This window comes from Limnohabitans sp. 2KL-51 (genome assembly GCF_003063645.1).
Lineage (GTDB): Bacteria > Pseudomonadota > Gammaproteobacteria > Burkholderiales > Burkholderiaceae_C > Limnohabitans_A.
In genome coordinates this window covers 69,355-94,549 of the sequence record NZ_NESJ01000003.1, presented here as the reverse complement: position 1 = coordinate 94,549, position 25,195 = coordinate 69,355, and the positions used below count along the sequence as shown (strand labels likewise).

The following is a 25,195-nucleotide window of genomic DNA, read 5'->3' as shown; positions in this document are numbered from 1 at the left end:
GGGGTGGCCGATCAGCCGTGCATGGTCAAGCCACCAGACACGCTGATGACCTGGCCTGTGATGAAGGAGGCGTCGCCGCTACTCAGGAAGACGATGGCACCGGCCAAATCGTCGGGCTGGCCAATTCGGCCCAGTGGAATGGCTTTTTTGAAGGCGTCCATCAGCTTTTCTGGGTTGGCTGCGCCTTCGGCAAAGCCCGCCAGCAAAGAGGTGTCAGTTGGGCCAGGGCAGACCACGTTGACGGTGATGCTGTGGCGGGCGTGCTCGCGTGCCAAGGTTTTGGACAGGGCGACCAGACCGCCCTTGCAAGCGGCGTAAACCGCTTCGCCAGACGAACCGCCACGGGCTGCGTCAGAGGCGATGTTGACAACGCGGCCACCGCCTCGCGCCACCATGCCAGGCAGTACGGCATGGTGCATGTGCAATGCGCCTGTGAGGTTGATGGCGATCAGCTTGTCCCACTCAGCAGGCACGGTCTTGGTGAAGGGTTTGAAGATGTCCCAACCGGCGTTGTTGACCAGAATGTCGATGGGGCCGAGCAGGCTTTCAGCGGCAGCAATCGCAGCGTCGACCTGCTCGCGGTCGGTGATATCGCACTGAAAAGCCATGGCAACGCCACCGGCAGCCATGATTCCTTCAGCGACTTTTTGAGCTGATTGCATGTTCATGTCGAAAACGGCGACTTGGGCACCCTCCTGTGCAAAACGGCGGCTGACGGCCCCGCCTATGCCACCGCCGCCACCGGTCACAATTGCTGTTTTGCCTTTGAGGTCTTTCATGAGGTTCTCCTGAAAATAGAATAGAGTGAATAAATGGATTTGGTTTTATATGTCAATATGTTGTCTCATTATGGGGTTTCCGATATCCCCACTCAATGCTTTTCCATGTTTAATATCCTATGGTTTTCCCTATGAATAAATTAAGTGATGCCCGAATGGAACTGGCCAACCGTATTTTTTTCAAGTTGTATCAATGCGCCAATATGTTGCACAAAACAGGCAGCAGAGCGGTGCAGGACGAGGGACTGACCACGCAGCAGTGGGCGGTGCTGGGGGCCTTGTCGCGACCCGAGGCGGCACAAGGCATGGGGGTGGGCGAACTGGCGCGCTATCTGATGGTCAGCCGCCAAAATCTTTCCGGTCTGATCACCCGCATGACGCGTGACGGCCACATCGCCATCAGCACCGACGGACGTGACAGACGCTCGCGCTTGGTGGTCATGACCGACTCAGGTCGGCATGTTTGGCTGGACCTGGCGAAGCCCAAGATCAAGGCTTATTACGAGCAGGCGCTACAGGATTTTTCTATGGGCGACATGGCCCACACCCTGCATTACTTTTTGAAGTTGCTGGACAACATGGAAAAAATTGACAACGCCGTGCCTGAGGATGCGGCCATGGACGATTGAGGTCAGGGTGGGGTGTTGGCATGAGGGAGCATCAGGCCCCACTTTTGCTTCATTAATGGACCCGCTGGTACATTTGCGAATATGAAAGCTCAAGCTCATTCAGAACTGCATCCGACGAGTCAGCGCGCCTCAGCAACGCTTGTCCAAGCCAAGGGGCCGGGCCTCTCGGAATCTGTTGGCCAAGGCAATGAAGCCGATTCGACCAAAGAAACCAGTCGCACCAACGACCCCGCCCGCACCATGGCCGAGATCCTGGCTGTGGCCACGCACGAGTTCGCCGACAAGGGCCTCTCGGGCGCGCGCATCGACGCGATCGCAGCGGCCACGCGAACCAGCAAGCGGATGATCTATTACTACTTCGGCAGCAAGGACGGCTTGTACCTGGCGGTGCTCGAAGAGGCTTATCGCCGCATGCGCGCCATCGAGTCTGACCTGCACCTGGACGACCTGCCGCCTGAGCAGGCACTGCAAAAGCTGGTGGAGTTCACTTACGACCACCACCGCGACAACGAAGACTTCATCCGTCTGGTGATGAACGAGAACATCCAGCGCGGTGACTATTTGCGGCAAAGCCAGAGCATTCAGGCGCTCAACTCCAATGCCATTCAGTCCGTCCAGGCCGTGTACGACCGCGGCGTGGCGCAGGGCGTGTTCAGGGCAGGGCTGGACCCGGTGGACATTCACTCGGCGATTTCGGCGTTCACGTTTTTCAACGTCTCCAACCGCCACACCTTTGGCCTGATTTTTCAGGACCGGGCCAGCCAGGACAAAGCCAACACCCTCAAAAGGGTGCATGTGGTCGAGTTGATCCTGCGTTTTGTCAGTCATACCATTTCGGCATAACAGTTAAGTTTGAATGTCACTAAAACATCAGGGTAATCACGGATCCATGAAAACTAACCAGTTCGTACATTATCGATAACCCATTTTCGGAGTCGTGTGTTGGTTCAAAAATTCATCAATGGTTTTTGCAAAGTCCTGAACGTCGTCATGGCCCTGTGTTTGGCCGTGATGGTGTTGCTGGTCTTTGGCAATGTGGTCATGCGCTACGGTTTCAACTCAGGCATCACCTTGTCAGAGGAGTTGTCACGCTGGTTGTTCGTCTGGATGACCTTCATGGGCGCGGTCGTTGCCTTGAAGGAGCACGGTCACTTGGGCACCGACATGTTGCTGGGCCGGCTTGGCCCTGCAGGCAAGAAGTTTTGCCTTGGTTTGTCCTACCTGGCCATGTTGTTCATCTGCTGGCTGCTGTTCAAAGGGGCTTACCAGCAGACCGTGATCAACCTGGGCAGCACCAGTGCTGTGATGGAAGTGACCATGGCATGGGTGTATGCCCCCGGGGTGGTGTTTGCGGTGTTGGGCGGCCTGATCTTGCTGACCGATCTGTTTCGTTTGCTCACCGGCCAAGTGCGCGATGAAGACCTGGTCATGGTTCAGGAATCCGAAGAGTCGCCCCATGGCGGCGGCAAAGCCTGAGCGCACAAGGGACTGACATGACGATCGCTATTTTTGTTTTTTCTCTGCTCGGGGCCATGGCCATTGGCATCCCGATTGCGTTTTCGCTCTTGATCTGCGGCGTGGCGCTGATGTGGCACCTGAACATGTTCGATGCGCAGATCCTCGCGCAAAACCTGCTCGAAGGCGCCAACAGTTTCCCTTTGCTGGCCGTGCCGTTTTTCATGCTGGCCGGCGAGATCATGAATGCAGGCGGCTTGTCGCGCCGCATCGTGAACTTTGCAATGGCCTGCGTGGGCCACATCAAGGGCGGCCTGGGTTATGTGACCATCATGGCGGCCGTGATCATGGCGGCGTTGTCGGGCTCGGCTGTGGCCGATGCGGCGGCGCTGTCGGCCTTGCTTTTGCCCATGATGGTGGCAGCCGGTCATGACCGGGCCCGCTCGGCGGGTTTGATTGCCTCGGCGAGCATCATCGCCCCGGTGATTCCGCCCAGCATTGGCTTTGTGATCTTTGGTGTGGCAGGCAATGTGTCCATCTCCAAACTGTTCATGGCCGGTATCGTGCCGGGCATCATGTTGGGTGCCTCCTTGTGGGTCACTTGGTGGTGGTTGGCGCGGCGCGAGTTGGTGCAGGTGCCGCCGCGCAAAACCCTGCGAGAAATTGGCGTGGCCATGCGCGAAGCCACTTGGGCCCTGGTGATGCCGCTCATCGTGGTGTTTGGCCTGAAGTTTGGCGTATTCACACCCACCGAAGCAGCGGTGGTGGCAGCGGTCTATGCCTTGTTCATCTCCACCTGCGTTTACCGCGAACTGGGTCTGAAAGACCTGTATCCCTTGTTTGTGAGCTCGGCCAAAACCAGCGCAGTGGTGATGTTTTTGGTGGCCGCAGCCATGGTGTCGGCCTGGCTCATCACAGTGGCCAATTTGCCCGCACAGTTGATCGAGTTTCTGCAGCCCTTGCTGGACAGCCCCCGTTTGCTCATGTTCACCATCATGGTGATCATCATTGTGATCGGCACCGCGCTCGACATGACACCTACCATTTTGCTTTTGACCCCGGTGCTCATGCCGGTGGTCAAGGCAGCAGGCATCGACCCCATTTACTTCGGCGTGCTGTTCATCATCAACTGTGCCATTGGCCTGATCACGCCGCCTGTGGGCACGGTGCTCAACGCGGTGGCCGGTGTCGGAAAAATCAGCATGGACGAGGTGACCCGGGGCGTGATGCCTTTCATGATCGCTCAGTTCACCATCATGTTCGCGATGGTGGCCTTCCCGGCTTTGGTCATGGTGCCAGCCCGCTGGTTCTATTGAATTCCCGGTTTGACGTCTGACCGGGTACGCCAGACGACAAGCCACTCGATTTCAAGCGTACGTCCGATTCACTTTATTTTGGAGACAGCTCATGAAACGTGTATTCATCAAGTCCTTGATCGCGACCGTCGCTTTGGCGGCTTTGGGTGTGGCATCGGCGCAAGACAAAACCATCAAGTTCGCCAACCAGAATGCTGCGGGTCACCCCATCATTCAGGGCATGGAAAAGTTCAAGGAAATCGTCGAGAAAAACTCCGGCGGCAAGCTCAAGGTCAACGTGTTCCCCGCTGGCGCTTTGGGCAGCGACCAGGCCAACGTGTCGGCCATTCAAGGCGGCACTTTGGAGATGGCCTCGATGAACTCGGGCATCTTTGCCTCACAAGTGCGCGATTTTTCAGTCTTTGATTTCCCCTTCATGTTCGCCAGCGGCCAAGAAGCAGATGCCGTGGTGGACGGTGCTTTTGGCAAGAAAATGCACGCCAAACTGGAAGAAAAAGGTCTGGTGGGTCTGGGCTTTTATGAGCTGGGCTTTCGCCATGTGACCAACGGCCGCCGCGCCATCAACAAAGTGTCGGACATCGATGGCCTGAAGCTGCGCGTGATCCCCAACCCGATCAACGTGGACTGGGTCAAGGCGCTGGGTGCCAACCCCACACCGCTGCCATTCCCTGAGCTGTACGCTGCACTGGAGCAAAAAGCTGTGGACGGCCAAGAAAACCCGGTGGCCACCATCAACGGCGCCAAGCTCTTCGAAGTGCAAAAGCACATGGTCCTGACTGGGCACCAGTACAACCCCCAGTCGGTGGTGATCAGCAAGAAGTTCTGGGACACCTTGTCCGCCGCTGAAAAGAAAATCTTGAGCGACGCGGCTGCCGAGTCCTCCAAGTTCCAGCGCACCCAAGCGCGCGCCCAGGAAGCCAGTTTGCTGGAGAACCTGAAGAAAAACGGCATGCAAGTGACCACCTTGCCCGCCGCTGAAGTGGCCATCTTGCGCGACAAGATGAAGCCTGTGATTGCCAAGCACGGCGAGGCGATTGCCGCCACCGTGGCCGAGTTGCAAGCCGAGCTGACCAAGCTGCGCAAGTAAGCCCCAAGGCCACGGCATGCGCCGTGGCTCAGGCTTGAGACAGACCCGCTGCAGCCTGGTGCTGCAGCGGACCCGGCCTCCGCATGCAGGGAGGTATTTTCTGGTTTCTTCAGCCCGCAGGCATTGACGATGCGGGTCTTTTTCCCTTTAGCCCATGATCAACGGCCATACCGAACTCATCGCCCACATCGGTTACCCCACGCACACCTTCAAGTCACCGATGATTTACAACCCGTACTTCAACGAGGCGGGGATCAACGCGGTGGTGGTGCCAATGGGCTGCACAGCCGAGCACTACCCGGCTTTCCTCAAGTCTGTGTTCACGCTGGAAAACATCCGGGGCGCATTGATCACCATGCCGCACAAGGTCAGCACGGTGGGTTTGCTCGATGAAGTGACCGCCACCGTGCGCGTGGCCGGAGCCTGCAATGCGGTCAAGCGTTTGGCCGATGGTCGCCTGGTGGGAGACATGTTTGACGGTGCCGGTTTTGTGCGCGGTGTGCAGCGCAAGGGTTTTGGCCTGATGGGTAAACGCGTGCTCGTCGTCGGCACAGGGGGCGTGGGTTGCGCGATTGCAGCATCACTCGCGGGCGCAGGCATTGCGGCCATCAGCCTGTTCGATGTGAACACCGCTTGCTGCGAAGCGCTGGCCCAGCGGCTCAGGGATAACTACCCGCAAATCGATGTGCGTACCAGCTCTAATGATGCGGCGGGGCATGACCTGGTTGTCAACGCCACACCCTTGGGCATGAACGAAGGCGATCCGCTGCCCCTGGATGTGTCGCGCTTGTCGCCCGACACTTTTGTGGGCGAGGTGGTGATGCGTGCCGAGACCACGGCATTTTTGGCGGCGGCCCAAGCACGTGGCTGCCCAACTCAGGTGGGCACCGACATGCTTTACGAGCAAATCCCTGCTTATCTGGAATTTTTTGGCCTGCCCACCACCACGGCTGAAGTCCTGCGTCGTGTGGCAAAGCTGAGTTATTGATTGCCCGACTGGAGCCTTGAGATGACCCTGAAACCTGCCAACCGCGAAGCCGTTCCCGACATGCCCAATCGATTGGGCATCGCGGGCATTGAATTCATCGAATACGCCACTAGCCGCCCGCAGGCTCTGGGTCAGGTGCTCGAAAACATGGGCTTTCGCCCGGTGGCCCGTCACCGCTCGCGCGAGGTGACGCTGTACCGCCAGGGGAGCATGAACCTGGTGGTGAACGCCAGCCCGGATGATGCCCGCGTGAGCGGCACGGTCGATGGCCAGCCCGCGATCTCGGCCGTGGCTTTTCGGGTGCAAGACGCCCTGAAGGCGCACACCCGCTGCCTGGATTTGGGTGCATGGAACGTGGACAGCCACGCCCAAGCGATGGAGCTGCACATCCCTGCCATCCACGGCCCAGGCGGTAGCCGTTTTTACTTTGTGGACCGCTGGCAAGAATTCTCCATCTACGACATCGACTTCAAGCCGATCCCCACCGTGGACCCGAACCCTCCTGCGCTGGCTGGCATGAGCTACTTTGGCGTGGTGCAGTACATCGGTGCGGCGCGCAGCGCCGACTGGCAGACCTATTACGAACACATGTTCGACTTCAGCAGCATTCCCGATGAAGAGCGCTTTGGGATCTTGCCCAAGGGCAAGCTGATGAAAAGCCCTTGCGGCAGCTTCTTATGGCAACTGGTGGAGCCCGAGCCCTGGATGGACGCCGACGACAGCCCCGAGTGCTTGCAGCGCATTGGCTTTGGCGTGCCCGATGTGGGGCTGGCGGTGGCCACGCTCAAGGCGCGAGGCGTGGAGTTTGTCGAATCGACCCAGCTGCACCCCGAGGACCGGGGTGCGCTCACCCGCGCTACGCTGGGCTCGGTCGCTTTTGAACTGGTTCACCAGTGAAAAAAATGAAGCCCCCACGTTCATCACTTCGTGTATTCACTGCCCCCCAAGGGGGCGTCGGTCTCCCTTGGGGCGGCCCTGCGGGAGACCTGCCATGAGCATGCTCGACGGTTACGGCATGGACACCATCACCATGGCGGGCACCCTGGAGGCCAAGCTGGCCGCCATGAAGGGCGCAGGCTTTTCTCAGGTGATGTTGATGGCGCGCGATTTGGTCACGCACCCCGGGGGTGTGCAAGCTGCTGTGGCAGCAGTGCAGGCCAGCGGCATGCGGCCCACGGGTTTTCAGGTGCTGCGCGATTTTGAAGGCTTGTCGGGACACCTGCACAGCTACAAACTCGACATCGCCAAATCGATGCTCCAGATGTGCGCGGCTACTGGCAGCAAGGTCTTGCTCGCATGCTCGTCCACTTCTCGCCATGCCACACAAGACCTCGACGCCATCGCCGCCGACCTGAAAAAACTCGCTATGCTGGCGGTGCCGCTGGGCATCCAGATCACCTACGAAGCGCTGTCTTGGGGCCGTACCGTCAACGAATTCACCACCAGTTGGGACGTGGTCTGCCGCGCCGACTGCCCCAACCTCGGCATTGGCATCGACTCCTTCCACATCTTTGCGGCCAAGACCTCCTTGGACGCCATCGAAGAACTGGATCCGTCCAAAATCTTTTTGGTGCAACTGTCAGACTTCATGTGGCAAGAAACCCCGACTTTTGAAGAGCGCATGACCACGGCGCGCACTTTCCGCGTGTTTCCGGGTGAGGGTGTACACAGCGAACAGTTGGCCGATTTGGTGCTGCGCCTGGACCGCATCGGCTACCGGGGCGACTACAGCTTTGAGGTCTTCAACGACGATTACCAGCAACTGCCGCTGGACACCGTGGCCGAGCGGGCCCGCAAAAGCGCGACTTGGTTGCACCAGGATGTGCTGCACAAAGCCGCGCCGCTGCCTGAATGGACACGGCGCAGGGCTTGACTTGCGGACCTTTAGCGGTTGATTGAAAGTTCACGCTTGATGCGCCACCACGCAAACAAACCATGGTTGGCCCAGGCCGTGGCCGCGCAGACCAAGGCGGTCCACGCTGTGTGGCTGGGGTAGTGGGCCCCTCTGAGGGTCTGCGACAGCCCCAAGACCAACCCGCTCAGCACAATCACCCCGGTCATGGCCCGTCCCAGGCGTTGCTGGTTGGTGTCCGTCGAGGTCAACCACGGCAAGCTCAGGGCGATGAAGGCAAAAGCACTCGAGGCGTGCCCACCCGGAAAACATGAACCGGAGCCGCCATCCCTCACCCCCCACGACCAGTGCGACACATAGCTGGCCACTCCCCCAAAGGCTTGTAATTCCCAAGGGCAACTGGTCAGACTGATGCGTTTGATGGCAGTAACCGCCAACAAGCTGAGGGTGATTCCAGCAGCGATCTCCCAACGTTGATGGCGTTCCAGACGCCGCCAAACACCCTGCGGCCACACGGTCATCGCCAACACCCCCAGGTAAATCAGCACGGCCAGTTGTTTGGCACCGGTGTGCATCACGCTGCTCAACCACCAGTGGTCGCGCCAAGCAAAGCCCTTTGGGCCGCCCAACCAGGTCATGGCGCTGAGATCGTATTCCGATGCGTCCCAAACCAGGGTGAGCACCAGCAGCGTGCCCCAAAGCCATAGGCTGGCGATCGTATGAGGATGTCGGTGGGTACTGTGCATCTAGCTCAGGTGGGGTTGGGTGGGGATTCGCATGTCTGATTTCTGCATCGTTCAATTAAATGCTGCCCGGGTTAAGCCAGGCTTAAAGTCGCTGTGACAAGGTGTGCAACATGAACACCACAACTGAGACAATCGAGCCTCAACAAATGACCACTCAAGCCAATGGAGCTGGGACGATGCGGGTATTGATTGTGGAAGACGACGCGGGTATTGCCACCGGCCTGGCCGCGACCCTGCGGGCCAGCGGCTATGCGGTGGACGTGACGTCCACGCTGGCATTGGCTTCGGCAGCATTGCGCGTGGAACCCTTTGACCTGGTGCTGCTGGACCTTGGCCTGCCTGACGGCGACGGTCTGGACTGGCTGCGCCAGGTGCGTCGCTCGGGCCGCGTCATGCCGGTTCTGATCATGACCGCCCGAGACGCTTTGCCCGACCGGGTGGCGGGGCTGGACGAGGGGGCCGACGACTACGTGGTCAAGCCCTTCGAGCCCGAGGAACTGCTGGCCCGCATGCGCGTGGCCTTGCGCCGCAGCGAAGGCCGCGCCTCGCCGCTGCTGCGCCATGGCGATCTGGTGGTTGACCCCGCTGGCCACACGGTGGTGCGCAACGGTGAGACCGTGGCGCTGCGGGCCAAGGAATTTGCCTTGCTGCTGGCACTGCTGCGCGGCAGCGGGCAGGTGCTCTCGCGCCAGCGGCTGGAGCAGGCGCTCTATGGTTTTGACGAAGTGCTGGACAGTAATGCCCTGGAAGTGCACATGCACCACCTGCGCCGCAAACTGGGTGAAGGCCTGGTTAAGACGGTGCGCGGCGTGGGCTATTTTGTGCCGGTGCCAGAATCCCAAGGTGGGGCTTGATGAAACTAGCGAGCAAACCGCAGGTCGATCCTGGCAAGCTCCAACCCCGCTCGTTGTGGCGCTACCTGTGGGCCTGGGCGCTGGGAGGGGTGGTGGCACTGTGGCTCTTGCTGGCCGGACTGGCCTATTCCACCGGCTACCACGAGGCCGAAGAAATCAGCGATGGCCTGCTGGTGTCGGCCGCGCAACTGCTGCTCAGCCTGCCCCTGGACGCACCCTTGAGTGAGGCGCTCAAAATGCCCTTGACGGTCTCTGATGCGTCCAAACCCTTTGCGGCCCCACAGGCGGCGCTGCCCAAAGCCTTGGCACAGCATCCGCCCAACGCCTACGCGCCTGAATTCCATGTGCTCGTCTGGCAGGACGAACGCCTGGTCTGGGATTCGCACGGTGTGCACGCCCAATGGCCAACGCGCCTGGCTCTGGGCCACCAGACGCAGGGCTTGACGATGCAAGGCGTCTCGCAGGATTGGCGCGTGTACGTGGGTGAGTCGACAGAAGGTGGCTCTGTGCGCCGCGTGGCCGTGTTCATGGACCCGGCACGGCGAGAAGCGCTGGCCGCCGACATTTCTGAGCACATCTTGCTGCCTGCGCTGGTGTTCTTGCCATTGGTGGCCTTGATGCTGGCCTCGGCCATTCGGCGCGGCCTGCTGCCTTTGCAGCGTTTGTCGGGCAAGATCGCGGCGCTTGATGTTGATTCAGGCCAAACCCTGGTGCCGCAGCAGCCTTATCGGGAGCTGGGCGTGACGGTCCAGTCCATCAACGCGTTGGTGCTTCGCCTGCAGGCCCAGATCGGGCGTGAGCGGCGCTTTGCAGCCGATGTGGCCCATGAGCTGCGCACCCCATTGACCGCGCTGGTGCTGCAGGCCCGGCTGGCCCGACATGGCCCAGCCGCTGAACAAGCCCAGGCCTTGCAGTCTGTGGAGCAGGGCGCTTTGCGTGCGGGGCGCATCCTGTCGCAACTGTTGGACCTGGCGCGGGCCCAAAGCATGACGGGTGACCAGTCCGAACCCGTGGACCTGTGCGCTTTGGCGCTGCGCGTGGTGTCTGAGCATGCGGCGCTGGCCCACGAGTTGGGCCAGGACATCGCGCTCGAAGCACCCGAATCATTGGCGCTGCCCGGGCAGGCCACCTTGCTGGAGCTTGCCTTGCGCAACCTGGTGGACAACGCCTTGCGCCACAACCCGGCAGGCACTTATGTTGAGGTGCGTGTGGCCTGCGATGGGGCAGGTCAGGTGACGCTGTCGGTCAGCGACGATGGCGGTGACTTCAGCGCCGCCTGCACATCGGGCTCCGACACGGGCCTGGGCATAGGCCTCACTTTGGTCGAGCGCATCGCCCAAAGCCAGGGGGCGCAGCTGGTGAGCGATGCGGGTGCAGCCCCTTTTGGCAAGCGTTTTGCGCTGGTTTGGCCCGCCGCAGGCCACCTGTCGGGTAAAGCTTAATGTTGCGATAAGACTGGGTTTCGAGAATGGCGGCTCTTGCTTTGCCATCTGTAGCCCATGACCCCCACTTCTCCCGATCTTGCTCCTGCTGATGTGCTGGTGCTCCGCCCCTGGCACCCCTTGAGTCTTCTGCTGGTTCTGGCCTTGTGGCTGAGCACCTTGGGCAACTTGCCCCTTTGGCGTGCGATGTGGGCCTTGACCGATGCCCACAGCCTGCGCACCTGGATGGGCTTGGTGGGTTTTGCGCTCATCGTGTTGTCGTCCACTACCGTGCTGCTCAGCCTGCTGGTTTGGCCCCGCTGGCGGAAACCGGCAGGCGTGCTGCTCCTCTTGGTGGCCGCGGCCAACAGTTATTTCATGATCGCCTACGGCGTCGTCATCGACCCCACCATGATGGCCAACACCGTGCAGACCGATGTGCGCGAGGTGCGAGATTTGTTGTCGTGGTCCATGCTGGTGGTGCTGGCACTGGGCGTGGTGCTGCCTGGCTGGTGGTGGTGGCGTCAGCCCGTGCAAAAGCTGACCGCCCAGCGCTTGGTGGGGCGTCAACTGGGCCTCGCCGCTTTGGCTGCGCTGGTCTTGCTGGTGGTGGTCTGGGCTTCGTTTCAGGATTTGGCCTCCACCATGCGCAACCAAAAATCCATGCGCTACATGCTCAACCCCTTCAACACCCTTTATGCCAGCGCACGCTTGGTGATTGGGCAGACCGCTCAGGCTCGCCAGCCTTTGCAGCCCATTGGACAAGACGCTGTTTTCGCACCCGCAACCTTGGCTGGCCACAAGCCCCCGTTGATCGTGCTGGTGGTGGGCGAAACCGCGCGTGCGGCCAACTTCGGTCTGGCCGGTTACGCGCGTGACACCACACCGCAACTGCGCCAACTGCAGGGCAGCGGCGAGCTGGCCTACTTTGCCAACGTCAGTTCTTGCGGCACCAACACCCAAGTCTCTGTGCCCTGCATGTTTTCTCATTTGGGGCGCGAAGCTTATGGCAAAAATGACATCCCTTACGAAAATTTGCTGGACGTGTTGCAACGCGCTGGCATGCAGGTGCTGTGGTTGGACAACCAGTCCGGCTGCAAAGGGTTGTGCGATCGCGTGCCCAACACCAACACCTTGGCGTTGAAAGACCCAGCGCTGTGCCCGGATGGCGAATGCTTCGACGAAATCATGCTGCGCGTTTTGCCTGAGCGCCTGGCCCAGCTGGAAAAGTCAAGCGCCAGTGGCAAGGCGGCAGGCACCGTCGTGGTGCTGCACCAAATGGGCAACCACGGCCCGGCTTATTACAAACGCACACCGGCCGACATGAAGGCCTATCAGCCTGAGTGCCACAGCACTGTGCTGCAAGATTGCCCGGCGCAGGAGATCGTCAACGCTTACGACAACGCGGTGCGTTACACCGACCACTTGCTGGCACAAACCGTGCGCTGGCTCAAAAGCCAGCCGCGCCCTACGGCCATGTTGTATGTCTCTGACCACGGCGAATCGCTGGGCGAAAAAGGCCTGTACCTGCACGGCATGCCGTACATGATGGCGCCGAAAGAGCAAACTCATGTGCCCATGGTGATGTGGTTGTCCAAGCCGCTGCAGTCGCAGCTGAAATGGGATGCCCATTGTTGGAAAAAACAGGCGTCCGCACCGATGTCGCACGACCACCTGTTCCATTCGGTCTTGACGCTGGCAGAGGTAAAGACCCGTTTGCAGCAGCCTGAGCTGGATATTTTTGCGGGTTGCGGTGCACGTTCCCCCTAAACCAAAAACCTCAGGCCGCCCACCACCGCCACAGCGCTGTCAGCCAGACGCCGCCACACAGCAGCAGACTCAGCAACACGGCGGCGCTACCGATGTCCTTTGACCGTTTGGACAAGGCATGCCACTCCGGCCCCACGCGGTCAATGGCCGACTCGACCGCGGTGTTGAGCAACTCCACCACCAGCACCGCCACCACCACGCCGATCAACAAGACCACCTCGACCCAACTTTGGCCCAGCCACCAGGCGCCCGGCAATATCAGCAGGGCCAAAATCGCCTCTTGCCGAAACGCGGGCTCATGCCATCCGGCCCGCAAACCTTCGACCGAATAAAAAAACGCGTGCCAGACGCGCGATAGGCCCTGGCGTTTGGGCTCTACGGAGGTGTTGTCGTTCATGTGTGGGGGGGTATGGAGTTGGGGCTTGTAGCTTAAGGGCGTGATGTTAACGGGGTCTTATCCGTGATTGGGCCACTGGCTGGCGCCCTGATTATTTTGATCGAGTTCGAAAAAGACCTCTTGCACTCGTGTGCCGAGCGGCGCATGTGATGCGGGTTCGCTAAGATACCGCCATGAAAAACCGCCAAATAGCCTCCTTTTCCGTCAGCGCCATCGGTCTGGGCTGCATGAACCTCAGCCACGCTTATGGCGCACCCGTCTCGGCCCAGCAGGGCGAGCGCGTGTTGCTCACCGCCTTCGACCAGGGTGTGACTTTTTTTGATACGGCCGCGTTGTATGGCTTCGGATCGAATGAAGCTTTGTTGGGCCAGGTGATGAAGCCGCACCGCAATCGGTTCACACTGGCCAGCAAATGCGGCATGCAAGGCGTTGAGCAAAGCGACGGCAGCAAGGTGAGGGTGATCGATGGCCGCCCCGAGACGATCAAAAAGACCTGTGAGGATTCTTTGCGCCGTTTGCAGACCGAGGTGATCGACCTGTACTACCTGCACCGGTGGGACAAAAAAGTGCCCATCGAAGACAGCGTGGGCGCATTGAGTGACTTGGTGCGCCAGGGCAAAATTCAGGCCATCGGTTTGTCTGAGGTGTCGGCGAGCACCTTGCGCAAAGCCCATGCGGTGCACCCGATTGCCGCTGTGCAGACCGAGTATTCATTGTGGACTCGCAACCCCGAAATCGCGGTGCTGCAAGCCTGCCGAGAGCTGGGCGCGGCCTTTGTGGCCTTTAGCCCGGTGGCGCGGGGCTTTTTGTGTGGTGCGCCGCTGGACATTGCAGGGTTTGAGCCCAAAGACATTCGCCGCGGCATGCCGCGTTTTACGCCTGACCACTTCGCGGCCAACCAAAAGCTCTTGCCCACCTACGAGGCTTTGGCGCAAGAAGTCGGCTGCAGCCCCGCGCAACTCGCGCTGGCCTGGTTGCTGCACCAAGGCGAAGACATCATCCCCATCCCCGGCACGTCTTCGGTGGCCCACTTGCTGGACGATCTGGCCGCGGTGGATGTGAAACTGGATGCGGGTTTGCTGGAGCGCCTGGATGCCCTGATCAACCAGAACACGGTGGCCGGTAACCGCTACAGCGCGCAGGCCAACAGCGAGGTGGATACCGAGGTGTTTGGCTGAGCATTCAGCATTGAGCGTTGAGCGTGTGTCGCTGGCATTGCTCATCGCCCAACCGCTCAAACGTCGGGTTGAACCATTGGCGCAGCCTTTTGAAATGCCTCCAGCTCGCCGCAGGCCTTGTCGATGGCGCTGATGAGGGGCCATCGGTTCATGTCCACATTGAAGCGCCGTGCGCTTTCGACTTGTGGGATCAAATACACATCGGCCATGCCCGGTGCATCGCCGTAGCTGAAGCGTCCCCGTGTCGGGTCTGCTGCAATCAGCGCTTCGTAGGCGTCAAACCCGGAACTGATCCATGTGTCGCACCAGGCATTGATGGCGTCTTCGTTGGCCCCGAACTGCTTGCGCAGGGTTTGCAAAATGCGTCGGTTGTTGATGGGGTGGATATCGCATCCCACGATGGCCGCCAGCGCTCGCACATGGGCGCGCGCGTCAGCACCTTGAGGCAGCAGGGCTGGGGTGGGGTATTTTTCTTCCAACCATTCAATGATGGCGGGTGACTGAATCATGACCTTGTCGCCGGTGTCCAGGGCGGGCACCAGTTGCTGGGGGTTGACCACTCTGAAATCGTCGTTTTGTTGTTCATCGACCCGCAAGTTCACCGCAACGTAGTCGGTGGTGATCCCTTTGAGGTTGAGCGCAATGCGCAGGCGGTGCGATGTGCTGCTTCTGAAAAAATTGTAGAGCTTCATGGATTTTTCAAGGTTTGTCATTGCGAGAGACGTGCGGCAAGCCATGCATTGTGATGGATACCCACTCCTGACTTTACAGCCGCCGCCTTACTCGGCAACGCCGATGGTCAAGGCGAGTTCGGCCACGCCTTCCACGCGGCCGGTGATGCGGTCACCCGGCAACACCGCCCCCACGCCTTCGGGCGTGCCGGTGTAGATCAGGTCGCCGGGTTGCAGGTGGTAATAGGTGGACAAGTCGGCAATGATTTCCCGGATGTTCCAGATCAGCTTGTCCACGTCTGACGATTGCTTGGTGACGCCATTGACTTCCAACGCAATGGCGCCGTTCTCGATCACCACGCCGGGCATGGGCACGATCTCGGAGCAGACCGAGCCTTGCTCGATGTCTTTGCCCATGTCCCAAGGGCGGCCCTTGTCGCGCGCCACCAGTTGCAAGTCGCGGCGCGTCATGTCCAGACCGGCTGCGTAGCCATAGACCAGCTCATGCGCGTTGGCTTCGCTCACGCGAAAACCCGCTTTGCCAATGGCCAGCACCAGTTCCATCTCGAAGTGGTAATTGTTGGTGCGTGGCGGGTAGGCGACCACGGCAGCAGAGTCCACGCCGCTTTCCACCAAGGTCTGTGACGACTTGGTGAAGTAAAACGCCTGCTCGACGCTCTTGTCCACAGGGCGGCCCATTTCGACGGCGTGCGCATGGTAGTTGCGGCCGACGCAGAAGATGCGGTTGATCGGGAAGCGCTCTTGTTGACCGCGGATGGGCAGGGATTGGACGGAGGGGGGATTGAAGAGGTAAGAGGTCATGGGTTGGTCAGTTGGGGTCAATGAAATGGGTGTGCGAAGGTCACTGTGCTTCGGGAAGGGCGGTTGTTCACAAGCCATCGCCCACGGGGTGGGCTCCTACAGGGTGAGCCGCTGTTTTGTGGGCTCCTGCAGGGGACGGTTCTGTCTTTGTGGGAGCCCACCCCTGTGGGCGAAGGCGGTTGGAGGCATGGCAAACCATTGCTTGGGGGGCGAGTGAATTCGCTTTTCAGCCCCGATTTTCGAACACACCCAACTTGCGGTGCAACGGCGATTCGTCGGCGATGAACACGAAGGCGGGTTGGTCTGCGCGCAGGTTTTTCAGCGTCACAGCCTCGTAGCCGGGCGCGCAGCAGGTGTCGGCTTCGGACAGGGTAAAGTTGCTCGCCACGATTTGCGCTTGCACCGCGCCTTCGATGACGTGAAACACCTGGGCGGGCGAGCGCGCAGGCAAACGCAAGCTCTGGCCGGGGCGCAGCATCAGGGCGTAAAAGCCCAAAATGTTTTCAGCGTCGCCACCGGTTTCGGGGTTGGTGTAAGTCACTTGCACTTGCTCCAAACCGGCATCGTCAGCGGCCAGCGATTCAAGCGCGGCCTTGGCGTCTTTCCATGCGTAGCGCAGCATGGGGTAGGCCTTTTTGCTGCGGTCAAACACATGCGAGGGCACCACGCCACCACGGGCGTATTGCTGGTCGCTGCGGCCAGGCACCACGGCCTGGCGGTCGCCGTTGATGTGGTAGCTGGCTTCCATGTAATAGACCAAGGGCAGGTCCAACACATCGAGCCAGATGACGGGGTCGGTGCCGTCGTGGCCGTGTTCGTGCCACAGGCCTGTGGGCGTGAGGATCAAGTCGCCACGGCTCATGGGGCATTTTTCGCCGTCCACCGTAGTCCAAGCGCCTTCGCCTTCAACGACCATGCGAACCGCGTTGGGCGTGTGGCGGTGGCTGGGAGCCCATTCGCCAGGCATGAGCAGTTGCATGCCCAAGTACATGGCAGCACTGGCCTGCATTTTGTCCAGGCCATGGCCGGGGTTGGCCAGCACCAGCACGCGGCGCTCGGCTTTTTCAATCGGTGTCAGCTCGCCTGCCTTCAGAAGCAGGGGCTTGATGTCTTTATAAGCCCAGCAGGTAGGCTGAGTCTGGCGTGTGGGCACTTTGGGTGGCAGCACGCCGCGCAGGCTGGGCCACAGCGGCACCAGGTTCAGGTTGCGCAGATCCTGCACATAGTCTTGGGGCAGGTCTTCGATGCGTCCGAGATCGTTCATGAATGTGTCTCCGTTCAATCAGTTGTGCTGTGCGGCGTCGAGGCAGTTGCCCACGTTCCAACCATACAGCCATGCCATCGCATCATAAAAGCGCTCGGGGCTGCGGCCGCGCCAAAGGTCGTTGCGAACCAGGCGTTCGACGCCTTTGGCGTGGTAAATACGGCCCATCTCTCTGCTGGAGAGCACGATGCGGGCGGTGCGGGCCACGCGGGCGCGTTGGTACATGTCCAAAGCCTTAGGCCAGTCGTTGTGGTGCGTGCGCAGGGCTTCGCCCAAGGTGACCGCGTCTTCCATGGCCATGCAGGCGCCTTGGGCCATGTATTGGGTGGTGGGGTGCGCGGCGTCGCCCAGCAGGGTCACGCGGCCATAAGTCCATTGGCCAATCGGCTCGCGGTCGGCCGTGGCCCAGCGTTTCCAGGTCTTGGGCAGGTCGATCAGTTGGCGTGCTCTTGGGCAAATGCCCTGGAAGTAGCTTTGCACTTCTTCTTTGCTGCCGTCTTTGACACCCCATTCTTCTTGCTCACGGCTGTGGAAGGTCACGACCACGTTGTACTGCTCACCACCGCGCAGCGGGTAGTGCACCAGGTGGCAGTTGGGGCCGACCCAGATGGCGGCCGCGTTCCATTGCAGGTCTTCGGGAAAGTCTTTTTTGTCAACCACAGCGCGGTACACCACATGGCCCGTGACGCGGGCCGGGTCGCTCACAAATTGCTCACGCACCACCGATTTCACACCGTCGGCCCCGATCAACGCGCAGCCCTGAAAGGCTTTGCCGTTCTGGTCCCACACGGTCACGCTGTTGTCGTCTTGTTCGATGCGCTCGACGCGGGTGCTGGTGTGAAATTGCACTTGCCCGGTTTCTTGCGCGGCTTCGAGCAAGGATAAATGCACATCGGCGCGGTGGATCACGGCATAAGGATTGCCAAAACGCTGGCGGAATTTCTCGTCGGTGGGGATCTTGCCGACTTGGTACTCGTCGATCGCGTCGTGCATCACCATGAAGTCGGTGTAGACCGCACGGCCCCGGGCTTTGTCGCCAACGCCCAATGCGTCAAAAGCATGAAACCCGTTCGGTCCAATTTGGATGCCCGCGCCGATCTCGCCGATCTCGGGGGCCTGCTCCAGCACGGTGACGGCAAAGCCCTGGCGCACCAGCGCCAAAGCAGCGGCCAGGCCGCCGATGCCACCGCCTGCAACGATGACGGGAAGTTGAAAAGCTTGAGTGCTCATGTGTGCTCCAGCATGATGAAGGGCAAGAAATTGGCGATATTATAAGCATGCTTATTAATTTCGGTAAGCCCGTTCGGTCGGTTTGCTATTCAGTGAAAACCCTAGGGGGACTCTGATGAGGTCACAGCAGGCAAAGCGACTAAAATTAACCGACCGCTCGGTTGGTTAACCCTGATGAACCGAGCTTTGTTCTTTTTAGAAAGCACCCCATGTCCCAAGTCCTGCAAAGTTTCATCGGTGGCCAATGGATCGGCCAGCAAGGCGCGCAAGCCCTGCGCAGCGCCCTCAACGGCCAGACGGTTTACCAAACCCACGCCGAAGCCATCGACTTTGGAGATGCGGTGCACTACGCCCGCACCGTGGGCCTGCCTAATTTGCTGAAATTGGATTTTCAGGAACGCGCCCAGCGCCTCAAAGCCCTGGCCAAGTACCTGGGTGAGCACAAAGAGCAGCTTTACGCCATCTCGGCCCACAGCGGTGCCACGCGGGCCGACAGTTGGGTGGACATCGAAGGCGGTGCAGGCACGCTGTTCGCATACTCGGGCATGGGCAGCAACGAGCTGCCCAGCGGCAACCTGATCCACGAAGGCCCGGCTTTCCCTTTGGGTAAAAAAGGCGGCTTTGCGGGCACGCACATTTTGGTGCCGCGTGGCGGCATCGCGGTACACATCAACGCGTTCAATTTCCCCATCTGGGGCTTGCTCGAAAAGTTTGCGCCCAGCTTTTTGGCGGGTATGCCCTGCATCGGCAAACCTGCTTCGTCCACCAGCTATCTGACTGAGGCCATGGTGCGCCTGGTCGAGCAGTCGGGCATTTTGCCTGCGGGTAGCTTACAGCTGGTGATCGGCTCCACCGGTGATCTGCTGGACCGCCTGAATGGCCAAGACGTGGTGACTTTTACCGGCTCGGCCGACACGGCCGCCATGCTGCGCGTGCACCCCAATGTGGTCAAGCACAGCATCCCTTTCAACGCCGAAGCCGACTCGCTCAACTGCGCCATCCTCGCGCCCGATGTCTCGCCCGACGACGAAGAGTTTGACCTGTTCGTGAAAGAAGTTGCTCGCGAGATGACCGTCAAAGCGGGCCAGAAGTGCACGGCGATTCGCCGCGCCATCGTTCCGCGCCATCACCTCGATGCCGTCGTTGAAAAGCTCAAAGCACGCCTGGCCAAAGTGGTGGTGGGCGATCCGTCTGTTGAAGGCGTCAAGATGGGCGCTTTGGCGTCGCATTCGCAGCAGGCCGATGTGGCCGAACGTGTGGCCTTGCTTCGCCAAAGCGCCGAACTGGTGTTTGGCGGCGGTGCCGATTTCGCACCCGTGGGGCAGGGTGTCGAGGGTGGTGCCTTCTTTCAGCCCACGCTGCTGCTGTGCCAAAAGCCCCTGTACAACAACAGCGTGCACGATGTGGAGGCCTTTGGCCCCGTCAGCACCCTTATGCCTTACGACGGCATGGACGAAGCCCTGCAACTGGCCGCTCGCGGGCAGGGAAGCCTGGTCGGCACGCTGGTCACCAAAGACCCGCACATCGCCGCCCGCATGATCCCGGTTGCAGCCGCTTTGCATGGCCGCATGCACATCCTGGACCGTGAATCGGCCGTCGAGTCGACTGGTCATGGCTCACCCTTGCCCCAGCTCAAGCACGGCGGCCCTGGCCGCGCAGGTGGTGGTGAAGAACTCGGCGGTATCCGCGCCGTCAAGCACCTGATGCAACGTACAGCGCTGCAAGGCTCACCCACCATGATCGCCGCCGTCACGGGTGAATACATGCGTGGTGCCAGGCTGATCGAGACCGAAGTCCACCCCTTCCGCCGCTACTTTGAAGATTTGCAAATTGGCGAGAGCCTGCTGACCCACCGCCGCACCGTGGGCGAGGCCGACATCGTGGCCTTTGGTGGCCTGTCGGGCGACTATTTCTACATGCACTTCGACGAGATCGCGGCCAAGGAGTCGCCTTTCGGCAAGCGCATCGCGCACGGTTACTTTGTGCTGTCGGCAGCGGCTGGATTATTTGTGTCCCCCGCGCCCGGTCCGGTGTTGGCCAACTACGGTCTGGACACGCTGCGCTTTGTGAAACCCGTGGGCATTGGCGACACCATCCAGGCCCGCTTGACCGCAAAGCGCAAGATTGACCGCCACAAGAAAGACGCGAACGGCGTGGGGCAGGGCGTGGTGGCGTGGGACGTGGAGGTCACCAATCAGCTGGGCGAAGTCGTGGCCAGCTACGACATCTTGACGCTGGTGGCCAAGAAGGGCTGAAGCCATGCCGGTTGCGCTTGCATGAGCCCCAGCTTTTGTTGATCGCCCGGGGGCACATAGATTTTTCGCCCACGGGGTGGGCTCCTACAAAATACAAGGCTCCGATTTTGTAGGAGCGCACCCCGTGCGCGATGGGCGTGGCACACGCCCTAAAAACTTTGCTCACGGTGTTGAATGAACACGGCAGGAGGCCGTTGCCATGAATGTTTATGACCGCTACGTCTTGCCTTATCTGATCGACATCGCCTGTGACCTGCCCATGGTTCAGGCGCAGCGCCGCCAACTGGTGCCCCAAGCGCAAGGCCGTGTGCTGGTGCCGGGTGGGAAACTGCTTTTTTGCGAGCACGGCCGAGCACCTGATGCGGGTGTCCGCCGCTGGCAAGATCGCTTGCAGCCGCTGTGGGGTCCGCTTGCCGGCGGTTGCCAGTTGGGGCGAGACATACCAGCATTGCTAGAAGATGCAGGCTTTGCCGCCCACATGCAATCGGCCTACGTGGCTGGGCCGCGTCCCATGACTTTTCACTACCGGGGTCAGGCGCAGGCTTCGTGAAGCCTGGATTCACTGGCCTTGTTGCTCAAAGGTGTGTGAAGCTGCTATGTTGCGCGCTGCGCAACATGCTAAAGTCCACCCATGATCAAGTCGTTTCGCCACAAAGGCTTGCGCAGTCTGTTTGAGTCAGGCAAGGCGGCGGGTGTCCATGCCAGTCATGTTAAGCGCTTGCGCATGCAATTGGCGGCGCTGGACACCGCGCAAGTCATCGACGACATGGACATTCCGGGCTTTCGTTTGCACTCACTCAAAGGCGAGATGCGCGGGCGGTGGTCCATCACCGTGAACGGCAATTGGCGCTTGACCTTTGAGTTTGAAGACGGCAATACCCACATATTGGATTACGAGGACTATCACTGATGGCCATGCACAACCCCCCTCATCCTGGTGAGTTCATTCAGGAAATTTACCTTGATCCGCACGGCATTTCCGGTCGGGAACTGGCTGAAAAACTGGATGTAGCGCCTTCCACGCTGAGCCGCATTCTCAAAGGCAGCAGCCGGGTCACGCCTGAGATGGCGCTGCGTTTGTCAAAGGCCTTGGGGCGCACGCCCGAAAGCTGGTTGAGCCTGCAAGATGCTCACGATCTTTGGATTGCCCGCCAAAACGTGGACATGAAACGCGTGGTGCCTTTGCAGTTTTCTGCGGTCTGATGGCCTCATGAGATCTCCCATAGCTGTTGTTGACGTTGACCGTTGCGAAACCTGGACCCGTTACAAAAACGGTTTGTGCGACACCTGCGCGGCCAACTGCTGCACCATGCCGGTCGAGGTCAAGCTGGCCGATCTGGTGCGGTTGGAACTGGTGGACCCATTCGAGGCCGAGCACGAAGACCCCAAACAGATAGCGAAACGCTTAAGCAAAGCCGGACTGATCGAGCACTTCAATTTCAAGAACAGCATCTTCAGCTTGGCGCGTCGCGCCAGCGGGGACTGCCAGTTTCTGGATGCCAAGACGCGCCGTTGCACGGTGTACGACAAGCGGCCCAATACCTGCCGCCTGCACCCGCAGGTGGGACCACGCCCCAACCATTGCCCTTACGGCAACAAGGCGCAGTCACGCTGATCGGCGCTTTGCCCATCCAACTGCGTCCATAAAAAAAGCCTCCCGACTTTGCAGTCGGGAGGCTTTATTTTTTTGCAGACCGGCAGGTTTACATCGTGTCGATGAAGCTGCGCAGTTTGTCGCTGCGGCTGGGGTGCTTGAGCTTGCGCAGCGCCTTGGCTTCGATCTGGCGGATGCGTTCGCGGGTCACATCGAACTGCTTGCCCACTTCTTCCAGCGTGTGGTCGGTGGACATCTCGATGCCAAAACGCATGCGCAGAACTTTGGCTTCGCGGGGCGTCAGGCTGTCCAAGATGTCCTTGACCACGTCGCGCAGACCGGCTTGCAGGGCCGCGTCGATGGGTGCGGTGTGCGTGCTGTCTTCGATGAAGTCGCCCAGGTGGCTGTCGTCGTCGTCACCGATCGGCGTTTCCATGGAGATCGGCTCTTTGGCGATCTTCATGATCTTGCGGATCTTGTCTTCGGGAATTTCCATCTTCTCGGCCAGGATCGAGGCATCGGGCTCAAAGCCGAATTCCTGCAAGTGCTGACGCGAAATGCGGTTCATCTTGTTGATGGTCTCGATCATGTGCACCGGGATGCGGATCGTGCGGGCCTGGTCAGCAATCGAGCGGGTGATGGCCTGACGGATCCACCAGGTGGCGTAAGTCGAGAATTTGTAGCCACGACGGTATTCGAACTTGTCTACCGCCTTCATCAAACCGATGTTACCTTCCTGGATCAAGTCGAGGAATTGCAGGCCGCGGTTGGTGTATTTCTTGGCGATCGAGATCACTAGACGCAAGTTGGCCTCGATCATCTCTTTCTTGGCGTCGCGTGACGAGCGCTCGCCGGCGTTCATGCGCTTGTTGATGTCTTTCAGTTCATCGAGCGGCACCACCACTTGCGATTGCAAGTCCATCAGTTTTTGCTGCAGGTCCTGCACAGGCGGGATGTTGCGGCCAATGACGGCGCTCCAGCTCTTACCCGCAGCGGCTTGTTTTTCGATCCACTTGAGGTTGAGCAAGTTGGAGGGAATGCGCTTGCCGTTTTTATCGCGGCCGCTGAAGTCGGCAATGAAGTTGTCTTGCGGGTAGCCACATTTGTCCACGATGATGCGGCGCAATTCGCGCTCTTTCTTGCGCACATCGTCCACCTGACCACGCACCATGTCACACAATTTTTCGATGGTTTTGGCGGTGAAACGAATGGTCATCAGCTCTTCGGACAGGACCGATTGCACCTTGACGTAAGCGGGTGTACCCCAGCCTTCCTTGTCGTAGACCTTGTGCACTTTTTCGAAATAATCGGTGATGCGGTCAAAGCGTTCCAAGGCCTGGGTTTTTAGCTCTTCGAGCTTCTTGGTCAGGGCTTTGGAGCCGCCTTTGCCGTCGTCGTCGTCGGCTTCGTCGAATTCGTCGAAGTCTTCTTCGGCCACGTAGTCGTCAGCCTCGTTCAGGTTGGCGAAACCATCCACCACGGTGGAGATGACGATTTTTCCTTCGCGGATCTCGTTGGCCAGGCGCAGAATTTCAGCGATGGTGGCAGGAGACGCGCTGATCGCGGCCATCATGTCCATCAAACCGCCTTCGATGCGCTTGGCGATTTCGATTTCGCCTTCGCGGGTCAGCAGTTCCACCGTGCCCATTTCACGCATGTACATGCGCACGGGGTCGGTGGTTCGGCCGAATTCGCTGTCCACGGTGGACAGGGCGGCTTCGGCGGCCTCTTCGGCTTCTTCTTCGGTTGAGCCGGTAGGCGCGTTGTCGGTGATGATCAGGCTCTCGGCGTCGGGCGTTTGCTCGTACACCGCCACACCCAGGTCGTTCAGGGTGGCGATCACCACTTCCAGGGTTTCGGCATCGACCAGTTTGTCGGGCAAGTGGTCGCTGATTTCGCCGTTGGTCAGGTAGCCGCGGGTTTTACCCAGCTTGATCAGCGCTTTCAGACGGTCGCGGCGCGACTTCATTTCGGCTTCGGTCAGGACGGTCTCGTCCAGGCCAAATTCTTTCATCAAGGCTCTTTCTTTGGCCTTGCTGATCTTCATGCGCAGGGGCTTGACCTTTTCAGTGGTGCCCGAATCGGCCTCCGCCGCCGGTTCTTCGTAGAGTTCGGCTTCGATTTCGGCCAATTCATCGTCGATGCTCGGCTCGGCAATGCTGCCTTTTTTCTTGGGTCCGCGTTTGGCTCCAACCACTACTTTTTTGGCTGCAGGCTTTTTGTCTTCGGCTGGCACTGCGGCTTTGGCCACTTTGGTTGGTTTTTTGAGTTGTGCGTCGGCTGCAACCTCTTTGGCTTTGGCAGCGGGTTTCTTTTCGATGGCTTCGGATTTCTTTGCGGGCACGGAGGCGTCTTTCTTGACAGGCTTAGCAGGTGCAGCTGGGGCTGGCGTGGTTTTGACTTTGGGCGCGGCTGCCTTGGGGGCCACTTTGTCCACCGGTTGGGCAGGTTTTTTGGCCGCCGCTGGTGCGGACACCTTGGCAGTTGTTTTGGCTGGCGCTTTCACTGCTGCCTTGGCGACGGGCGCTTTGGCTTTGACAGTGACAGGGGTCTTTGCAACGGCTTTGGACTTGGCAGGGGCCTGGGCAGGATTCTTGGGCTTTTGAGCGGGCATGGTCAACCTCAGATCACAAAAAGGGACAAGGAAACAGACACAGTCAGCGCCAAATACATCCCGGCGCAGGCGTGGGTTAAGTCACAGATCAATGCATCAGATGAGCGTTGAATCTGCATTGGCAAGAGGGTGGGCGAACATTTGGAATGCAGTCCTTGCGGAACGGTGACCTGCCCACTTGGGGGCGTCGCGCTGAAGGCGGTGGTCGGGCCGGAGGTGCTGCTGTCGCGCTTGCCGAAAACCATAGATTGTACCTAATTTTCTATGGACAGG

25 protein-coding genes are annotated in these 25,195 nt (G+C 59.9%); 17 read left to right on the top strand and 8 right to left on the bottom strand.

Annotated features, from left to right (window positions below; all coding sequences use genetic code 11):
- Positions 1-11 precede the first annotated feature (11 nt).
- Complete coding sequence (gene badH / locus B9Z49_RS03565; protein ID WP_108352069.1) at positions 12-779, bottom strand: 2-hydroxycyclohexanecarboxyl-CoA dehydrogenase; 768 nt, start codon at positions 777-779, stop codon at positions 12-14.
- A gap of 119 nt (positions 780-898) precedes the next feature.
- Between badH and B9Z49_RS03560 the strand changes: the two genes are divergently transcribed.
- From B9Z49_RS03560 to B9Z49_RS03525, 8 genes are all read left to right on the top strand, one after another.
- A complete protein-coding gene (locus tag B9Z49_RS03560) occupies positions 899-1,408 on the top strand; it encodes a MarR family winged helix-turn-helix transcriptional regulator (protein ID WP_108352068.1) in 510 nt (169 codons plus the stop codon).
- A gap of 81 nt (positions 1,409-1,489) precedes the next feature.
- Positions 1,490-2,251, top strand: coding sequence for a TetR/AcrR family transcriptional regulator (locus B9Z49_RS03555; RefSeq protein ID WP_108352067.1), 762 nt, complete (start codon positions 1,490-1,492; stop codon positions 2,249-2,251).
- A gap of 99 nt (positions 2,252-2,350) precedes the next feature.
- Positions 2,351-2,884, top strand: a complete 534-nt coding sequence (locus B9Z49_RS03550; RefSeq protein WP_108352255.1) for a TRAP transporter small permease — start codon at positions 2,351-2,353, stop codon at positions 2,882-2,884.
- Positions 2,885-2,901: 17 nt separating this feature from the next.
- Positions 2,902-4,179 carry a TRAP transporter large permease subunit gene (locus B9Z49_RS03545; RefSeq protein ID WP_108352066.1) on the top strand — a complete coding sequence of 426 codons (1,278 nt, stop codon included), beginning with the start codon at positions 2,902-2,904 and terminating at the stop codon, positions 4,177-4,179.
- A 91-nt stretch (positions 4,180-4,270) separates the two neighbouring features.
- Positions 4,271-5,266: a TRAP transporter substrate-binding protein gene (locus B9Z49_RS03540; protein ID WP_108352065.1), complete on the top strand. Its 996-nt coding sequence runs from the start codon at positions 4,271-4,273 to the stop codon at positions 5,264-5,266.
- 154 nt (positions 5,267-5,420) lie between these two features.
- Positions 5,421-6,254: a shikimate dehydrogenase gene (locus B9Z49_RS03535; protein ID WP_108352064.1), complete on the top strand. Its 834-nt coding sequence runs from the start codon at positions 5,421-5,423 to the stop codon at positions 6,252-6,254.
- A gap of 21 nt (positions 6,255-6,275) precedes the next feature.
- On the top strand, positions 6,276-7,151 hold the full coding sequence (locus B9Z49_RS03530; RefSeq protein ID WP_108352063.1) for a 4-hydroxyphenylpyruvate dioxygenase: 876 nt from the start codon (positions 6,276-6,278) through the stop codon (positions 7,149-7,151).
- A 94-nt stretch (positions 7,152-7,245) separates the two neighbouring features.
- Entirely contained in the window at positions 7,246-8,127 is an 882-nt protein-coding gene (locus B9Z49_RS03525) for a sugar phosphate isomerase/epimerase (protein ID WP_108352062.1), read from the top strand.
- 11 nt (positions 8,128-8,138) lie between these two features.
- Here B9Z49_RS03525 and B9Z49_RS03520 read toward each other — a convergent pair whose 3' ends face one another.
- Positions 8,139-8,852 carry a phosphatase PAP2 family protein gene (locus B9Z49_RS03520; protein WP_233254495.1) on the bottom strand — a complete coding sequence of 238 codons (714 nt, stop codon included), beginning with the start codon at positions 8,850-8,852 and terminating at the stop codon, positions 8,139-8,141.
- Between the two features lie 176 nt (positions 8,853-9,028).
- Here B9Z49_RS03520 and B9Z49_RS03515 point away from each other — a divergent pair, with 176 nt between their 5' ends.
- The 3 genes from B9Z49_RS03515 to B9Z49_RS03505 are packed head-to-tail and all read left to right on the top strand — an operon-like array spanning position 9,029 to position 12,897.
- Positions 9,029-9,706, top strand: a complete 678-nt coding sequence (locus tag B9Z49_RS03515) for a response regulator (RefSeq protein WP_199224971.1) — start codon at positions 9,029-9,031, stop codon at positions 9,704-9,706.
- Complete coding sequence (locus tag B9Z49_RS03510) at positions 9,706-11,148, top strand: histidine kinase dimerization/phospho-acceptor domain-containing protein (protein ID WP_108352060.1); 1,443 nt, start codon at positions 9,706-9,708, stop codon at positions 11,146-11,148. Before B9Z49_RS03515 ends, B9Z49_RS03510 begins: the two co-directional genes overlap by 1 nt.
- A 57-nt stretch (positions 11,149-11,205) precedes the next feature.
- Positions 11,206-12,897 (top strand): phosphoethanolamine transferase, encoded by a 1,692-nt coding sequence (locus B9Z49_RS03505; protein ID WP_108352059.1) that lies wholly within the window; start codon positions 11,206-11,208, stop codon positions 12,895-12,897.
- 10 nt (positions 12,898-12,907) lie between these two features.
- Here B9Z49_RS03505 and B9Z49_RS03500 read toward each other — a convergent pair whose 3' ends face one another.
- Positions 12,908-13,294: a diacylglycerol kinase gene (locus B9Z49_RS03500; protein WP_108352058.1), complete on the bottom strand. Its 387-nt coding sequence runs from the start codon at positions 13,292-13,294 to the stop codon at positions 12,908-12,910.
- A gap of 173 nt (positions 13,295-13,467) precedes the next feature.
- Here B9Z49_RS03500 and B9Z49_RS03495 point away from each other — a divergent pair, with 173 nt between their 5' ends.
- Positions 13,468-14,472, top strand: coding sequence for an aldo/keto reductase (locus B9Z49_RS03495; RefSeq protein ID WP_108352057.1), 1,005 nt, complete (start codon positions 13,468-13,470; stop codon positions 14,470-14,472).
- Between the two features lie 56 nt (positions 14,473-14,528).
- Here B9Z49_RS03495 and maiA read toward each other — a convergent pair whose 3' ends face one another.
- The 4 genes from maiA to B9Z49_RS03475 form a co-directional block, all read right to left on the bottom strand.
- Entirely contained in the window at positions 14,529-15,164 is a 636-nt protein-coding gene (gene maiA / locus B9Z49_RS03490) for a maleylacetoacetate isomerase (RefSeq protein ID WP_108352253.1), read from the bottom strand.
- Between the two features lie 87 nt (positions 15,165-15,251).
- Positions 15,252-15,965: a fumarylacetoacetate hydrolase family protein gene (locus B9Z49_RS03485; RefSeq protein WP_108352056.1), complete on the bottom strand. Its 714-nt coding sequence runs from the start codon at positions 15,963-15,965 to the stop codon at positions 15,252-15,254.
- A gap of 226 nt (positions 15,966-16,191) precedes the next feature.
- Positions 16,192-17,229, bottom strand: coding sequence for a cupin domain-containing protein (locus tag B9Z49_RS03480; protein WP_108352055.1), 1,038 nt, complete (start codon positions 17,227-17,229; stop codon positions 16,192-16,194).
- A gap of 18 nt (positions 17,230-17,247) precedes the next feature.
- Positions 17,248-18,459, bottom strand: a complete 1,212-nt coding sequence (locus B9Z49_RS03475) for a 3-hydroxybenzoate 6-monooxygenase (protein WP_108352054.1) — start codon at positions 18,457-18,459, stop codon at positions 17,248-17,250.
- A gap of 209 nt (positions 18,460-18,668) precedes the next feature.
- Here B9Z49_RS03475 and paaZ point away from each other — a divergent pair, with 209 nt between their 5' ends.
- From paaZ to B9Z49_RS03450, 5 genes are all read left to right on the top strand, one after another.
- A complete protein-coding gene (gene paaZ, locus B9Z49_RS03470) occupies positions 18,669-20,714 on the top strand; it encodes a phenylacetic acid degradation bifunctional protein PaaZ (protein WP_108352053.1) in 2,046 nt (681 codons plus the stop codon).
- A 199-nt stretch (positions 20,715-20,913) separates the two neighbouring features.
- On the top strand, positions 20,914-21,264 hold the full coding sequence (locus B9Z49_RS03465; RefSeq protein ID WP_108352052.1) for a hypothetical protein: 351 nt from the start codon (positions 20,914-20,916) through the stop codon (positions 21,262-21,264).
- Between the two features lie 81 nt (positions 21,265-21,345).
- Positions 21,346-21,624: a type II toxin-antitoxin system RelE/ParE family toxin gene (locus tag B9Z49_RS03460; RefSeq protein WP_108352051.1), complete on the top strand. Its 279-nt coding sequence runs from the start codon at positions 21,346-21,348 to the stop codon at positions 21,622-21,624.
- Positions 21,624-21,917, top strand: a complete 294-nt coding sequence (locus B9Z49_RS03455) for a HigA family addiction module antitoxin (protein WP_108352050.1) — start codon at positions 21,624-21,626, stop codon at positions 21,915-21,917. Before B9Z49_RS03460 ends, B9Z49_RS03455 begins: the two co-directional genes overlap by 1 nt.
- A gap of 7 nt (positions 21,918-21,924) precedes the next feature.
- A complete protein-coding gene (locus B9Z49_RS03450) occupies positions 21,925-22,329 on the top strand; it encodes a YkgJ family cysteine cluster protein (RefSeq protein WP_019430691.1) in 405 nt (134 codons plus the stop codon).
- 88 nt (positions 22,330-22,417) lie between these two features.
- Here B9Z49_RS03450 and rpoD read toward each other — a convergent pair whose 3' ends face one another.
- Positions 22,418-24,922, bottom strand: coding sequence for an RNA polymerase sigma factor RpoD (gene rpoD / locus B9Z49_RS03445; protein ID WP_199224970.1), 2,505 nt, complete (start codon positions 24,920-24,922; stop codon positions 22,418-22,420).
- Positions 24,923-25,195: the final 273 nt, after the last annotated feature.

What these genes read in the sequence shown, in the direction of transcription:
- B9Z49_RS03520 (WP_233254495.1), bottom strand. Translation starts at nt 8,852, where the DNA reads ATGCACAGTACCCACCGACATCCTCATACGATCGCCAGCCTATGGCTT.
- B9Z49_RS03540 (WP_108352065.1), top strand. Translation starts at nt 4,271, where the DNA reads ATGAAACGTGTATTCATCAAGTCCTTGATCGCGACCGTCGCTTTGGCG.
- B9Z49_RS03460 (WP_108352051.1), top strand. Translation starts at nt 21,346, where the DNA reads ATGATCAAGTCGTTTCGCCACAAAGGCTTGCGCAGTCTGTTTGAGTCA.
- B9Z49_RS03475 (WP_108352054.1), bottom strand. Translation starts at nt 18,459, where the DNA reads ATGAGCACTCAAGCTTTTCAACTTCCCGTCATCGTTGCAGGCGGTGGC.
- B9Z49_RS03510 (WP_108352060.1), top strand. Translation starts at nt 9,706, where the DNA reads ATGAAACTAGCGAGCAAACCGCAGGTCGATCCTGGCAAGCTCCAACCC.
- paaZ (WP_108352053.1), top strand. Translation starts at nt 18,669, where the DNA reads ATGTCCCAAGTCCTGCAAAGTTTCATCGGTGGCCAATGGATCGGCCAG.
- B9Z49_RS03480 (WP_108352055.1), bottom strand. Translation starts at nt 17,229, where the DNA reads ATGAACGATCTCGGACGCATCGAAGACCTGCCCCAAGACTATGTGCAG.
- B9Z49_RS03545 (WP_108352066.1), top strand. Translation starts at nt 2,902, where the DNA reads ATGACGATCGCTATTTTTGTTTTTTCTCTGCTCGGGGCCATGGCCATT.
- B9Z49_RS03555 (WP_108352067.1), top strand. Translation starts at nt 1,490, where the DNA reads ATGAAAGCTCAAGCTCATTCAGAACTGCATCCGACGAGTCAGCGCGCC.
- B9Z49_RS03465 (WP_108352052.1), top strand. Translation starts at nt 20,914, where the DNA reads ATGAATGTTTATGACCGCTACGTCTTGCCTTATCTGATCGACATCGCC.
- B9Z49_RS03525 (WP_108352062.1), top strand. Translation starts at nt 7,246, where the DNA reads ATGAGCATGCTCGACGGTTACGGCATGGACACCATCACCATGGCGGGC.
- B9Z49_RS03530 (WP_108352063.1), top strand. Translation starts at nt 6,276, where the DNA reads ATGACCCTGAAACCTGCCAACCGCGAAGCCGTTCCCGACATGCCCAAT.
- B9Z49_RS03455 (WP_108352050.1), top strand. Translation starts at nt 21,624, where the DNA reads ATGGCCATGCACAACCCCCCTCATCCTGGTGAGTTCATTCAGGAAATT.
- badH (WP_108352069.1), bottom strand. Translation starts at nt 779, where the DNA reads ATGAAAGACCTCAAAGGCAAAACAGCAATTGTGACCGGTGGCGGCGGT.
- maiA (WP_108352253.1), bottom strand. Translation starts at nt 15,164, where the DNA reads ATGAAGCTCTACAATTTTTTCAGAAGCAGCACATCGCACCGCCTGCGC.
- B9Z49_RS03535 (WP_108352064.1), top strand. Translation starts at nt 5,421, where the DNA reads ATGATCAACGGCCATACCGAACTCATCGCCCACATCGGTTACCCCACG.
- B9Z49_RS03495 (WP_108352057.1), top strand. Translation starts at nt 13,468, where the DNA reads ATGAAAAACCGCCAAATAGCCTCCTTTTCCGTCAGCGCCATCGGTCTG.
- B9Z49_RS03560 (WP_108352068.1), top strand. Translation starts at nt 899, where the DNA reads ATGGTTTTCCCTATGAATAAATTAAGTGATGCCCGAATGGAACTGGCC.
- B9Z49_RS03485 (WP_108352056.1), bottom strand. Translation starts at nt 15,965, where the DNA reads ATGACCTCTTACCTCTTCAATCCCCCCTCCGTCCAATCCCTGCCCATC.
- rpoD (WP_199224970.1), bottom strand. Translation starts at nt 24,922, where the DNA reads ATGCCCGCTCAAAAGCCCAAGAATCCTGCCCAGGCCCCTGCCAAGTCC.
- B9Z49_RS03450 (WP_019430691.1), top strand. Translation starts at nt 21,925, where the DNA reads ATGAGATCTCCCATAGCTGTTGTTGACGTTGACCGTTGCGAAACCTGG.
- B9Z49_RS03500 (WP_108352058.1), bottom strand. Translation starts at nt 13,294, where the DNA reads ATGAACGACAACACCTCCGTAGAGCCCAAACGCCAGGGCCTATCGCGC.
- B9Z49_RS03505 (WP_108352059.1), top strand. Translation starts at nt 11,206, where the DNA reads ATGACCCCCACTTCTCCCGATCTTGCTCCTGCTGATGTGCTGGTGCTC.
- B9Z49_RS03515 (WP_199224971.1), top strand. Translation starts at nt 9,029, where the DNA reads ATGCGGGTATTGATTGTGGAAGACGACGCGGGTATTGCCACCGGCCTG.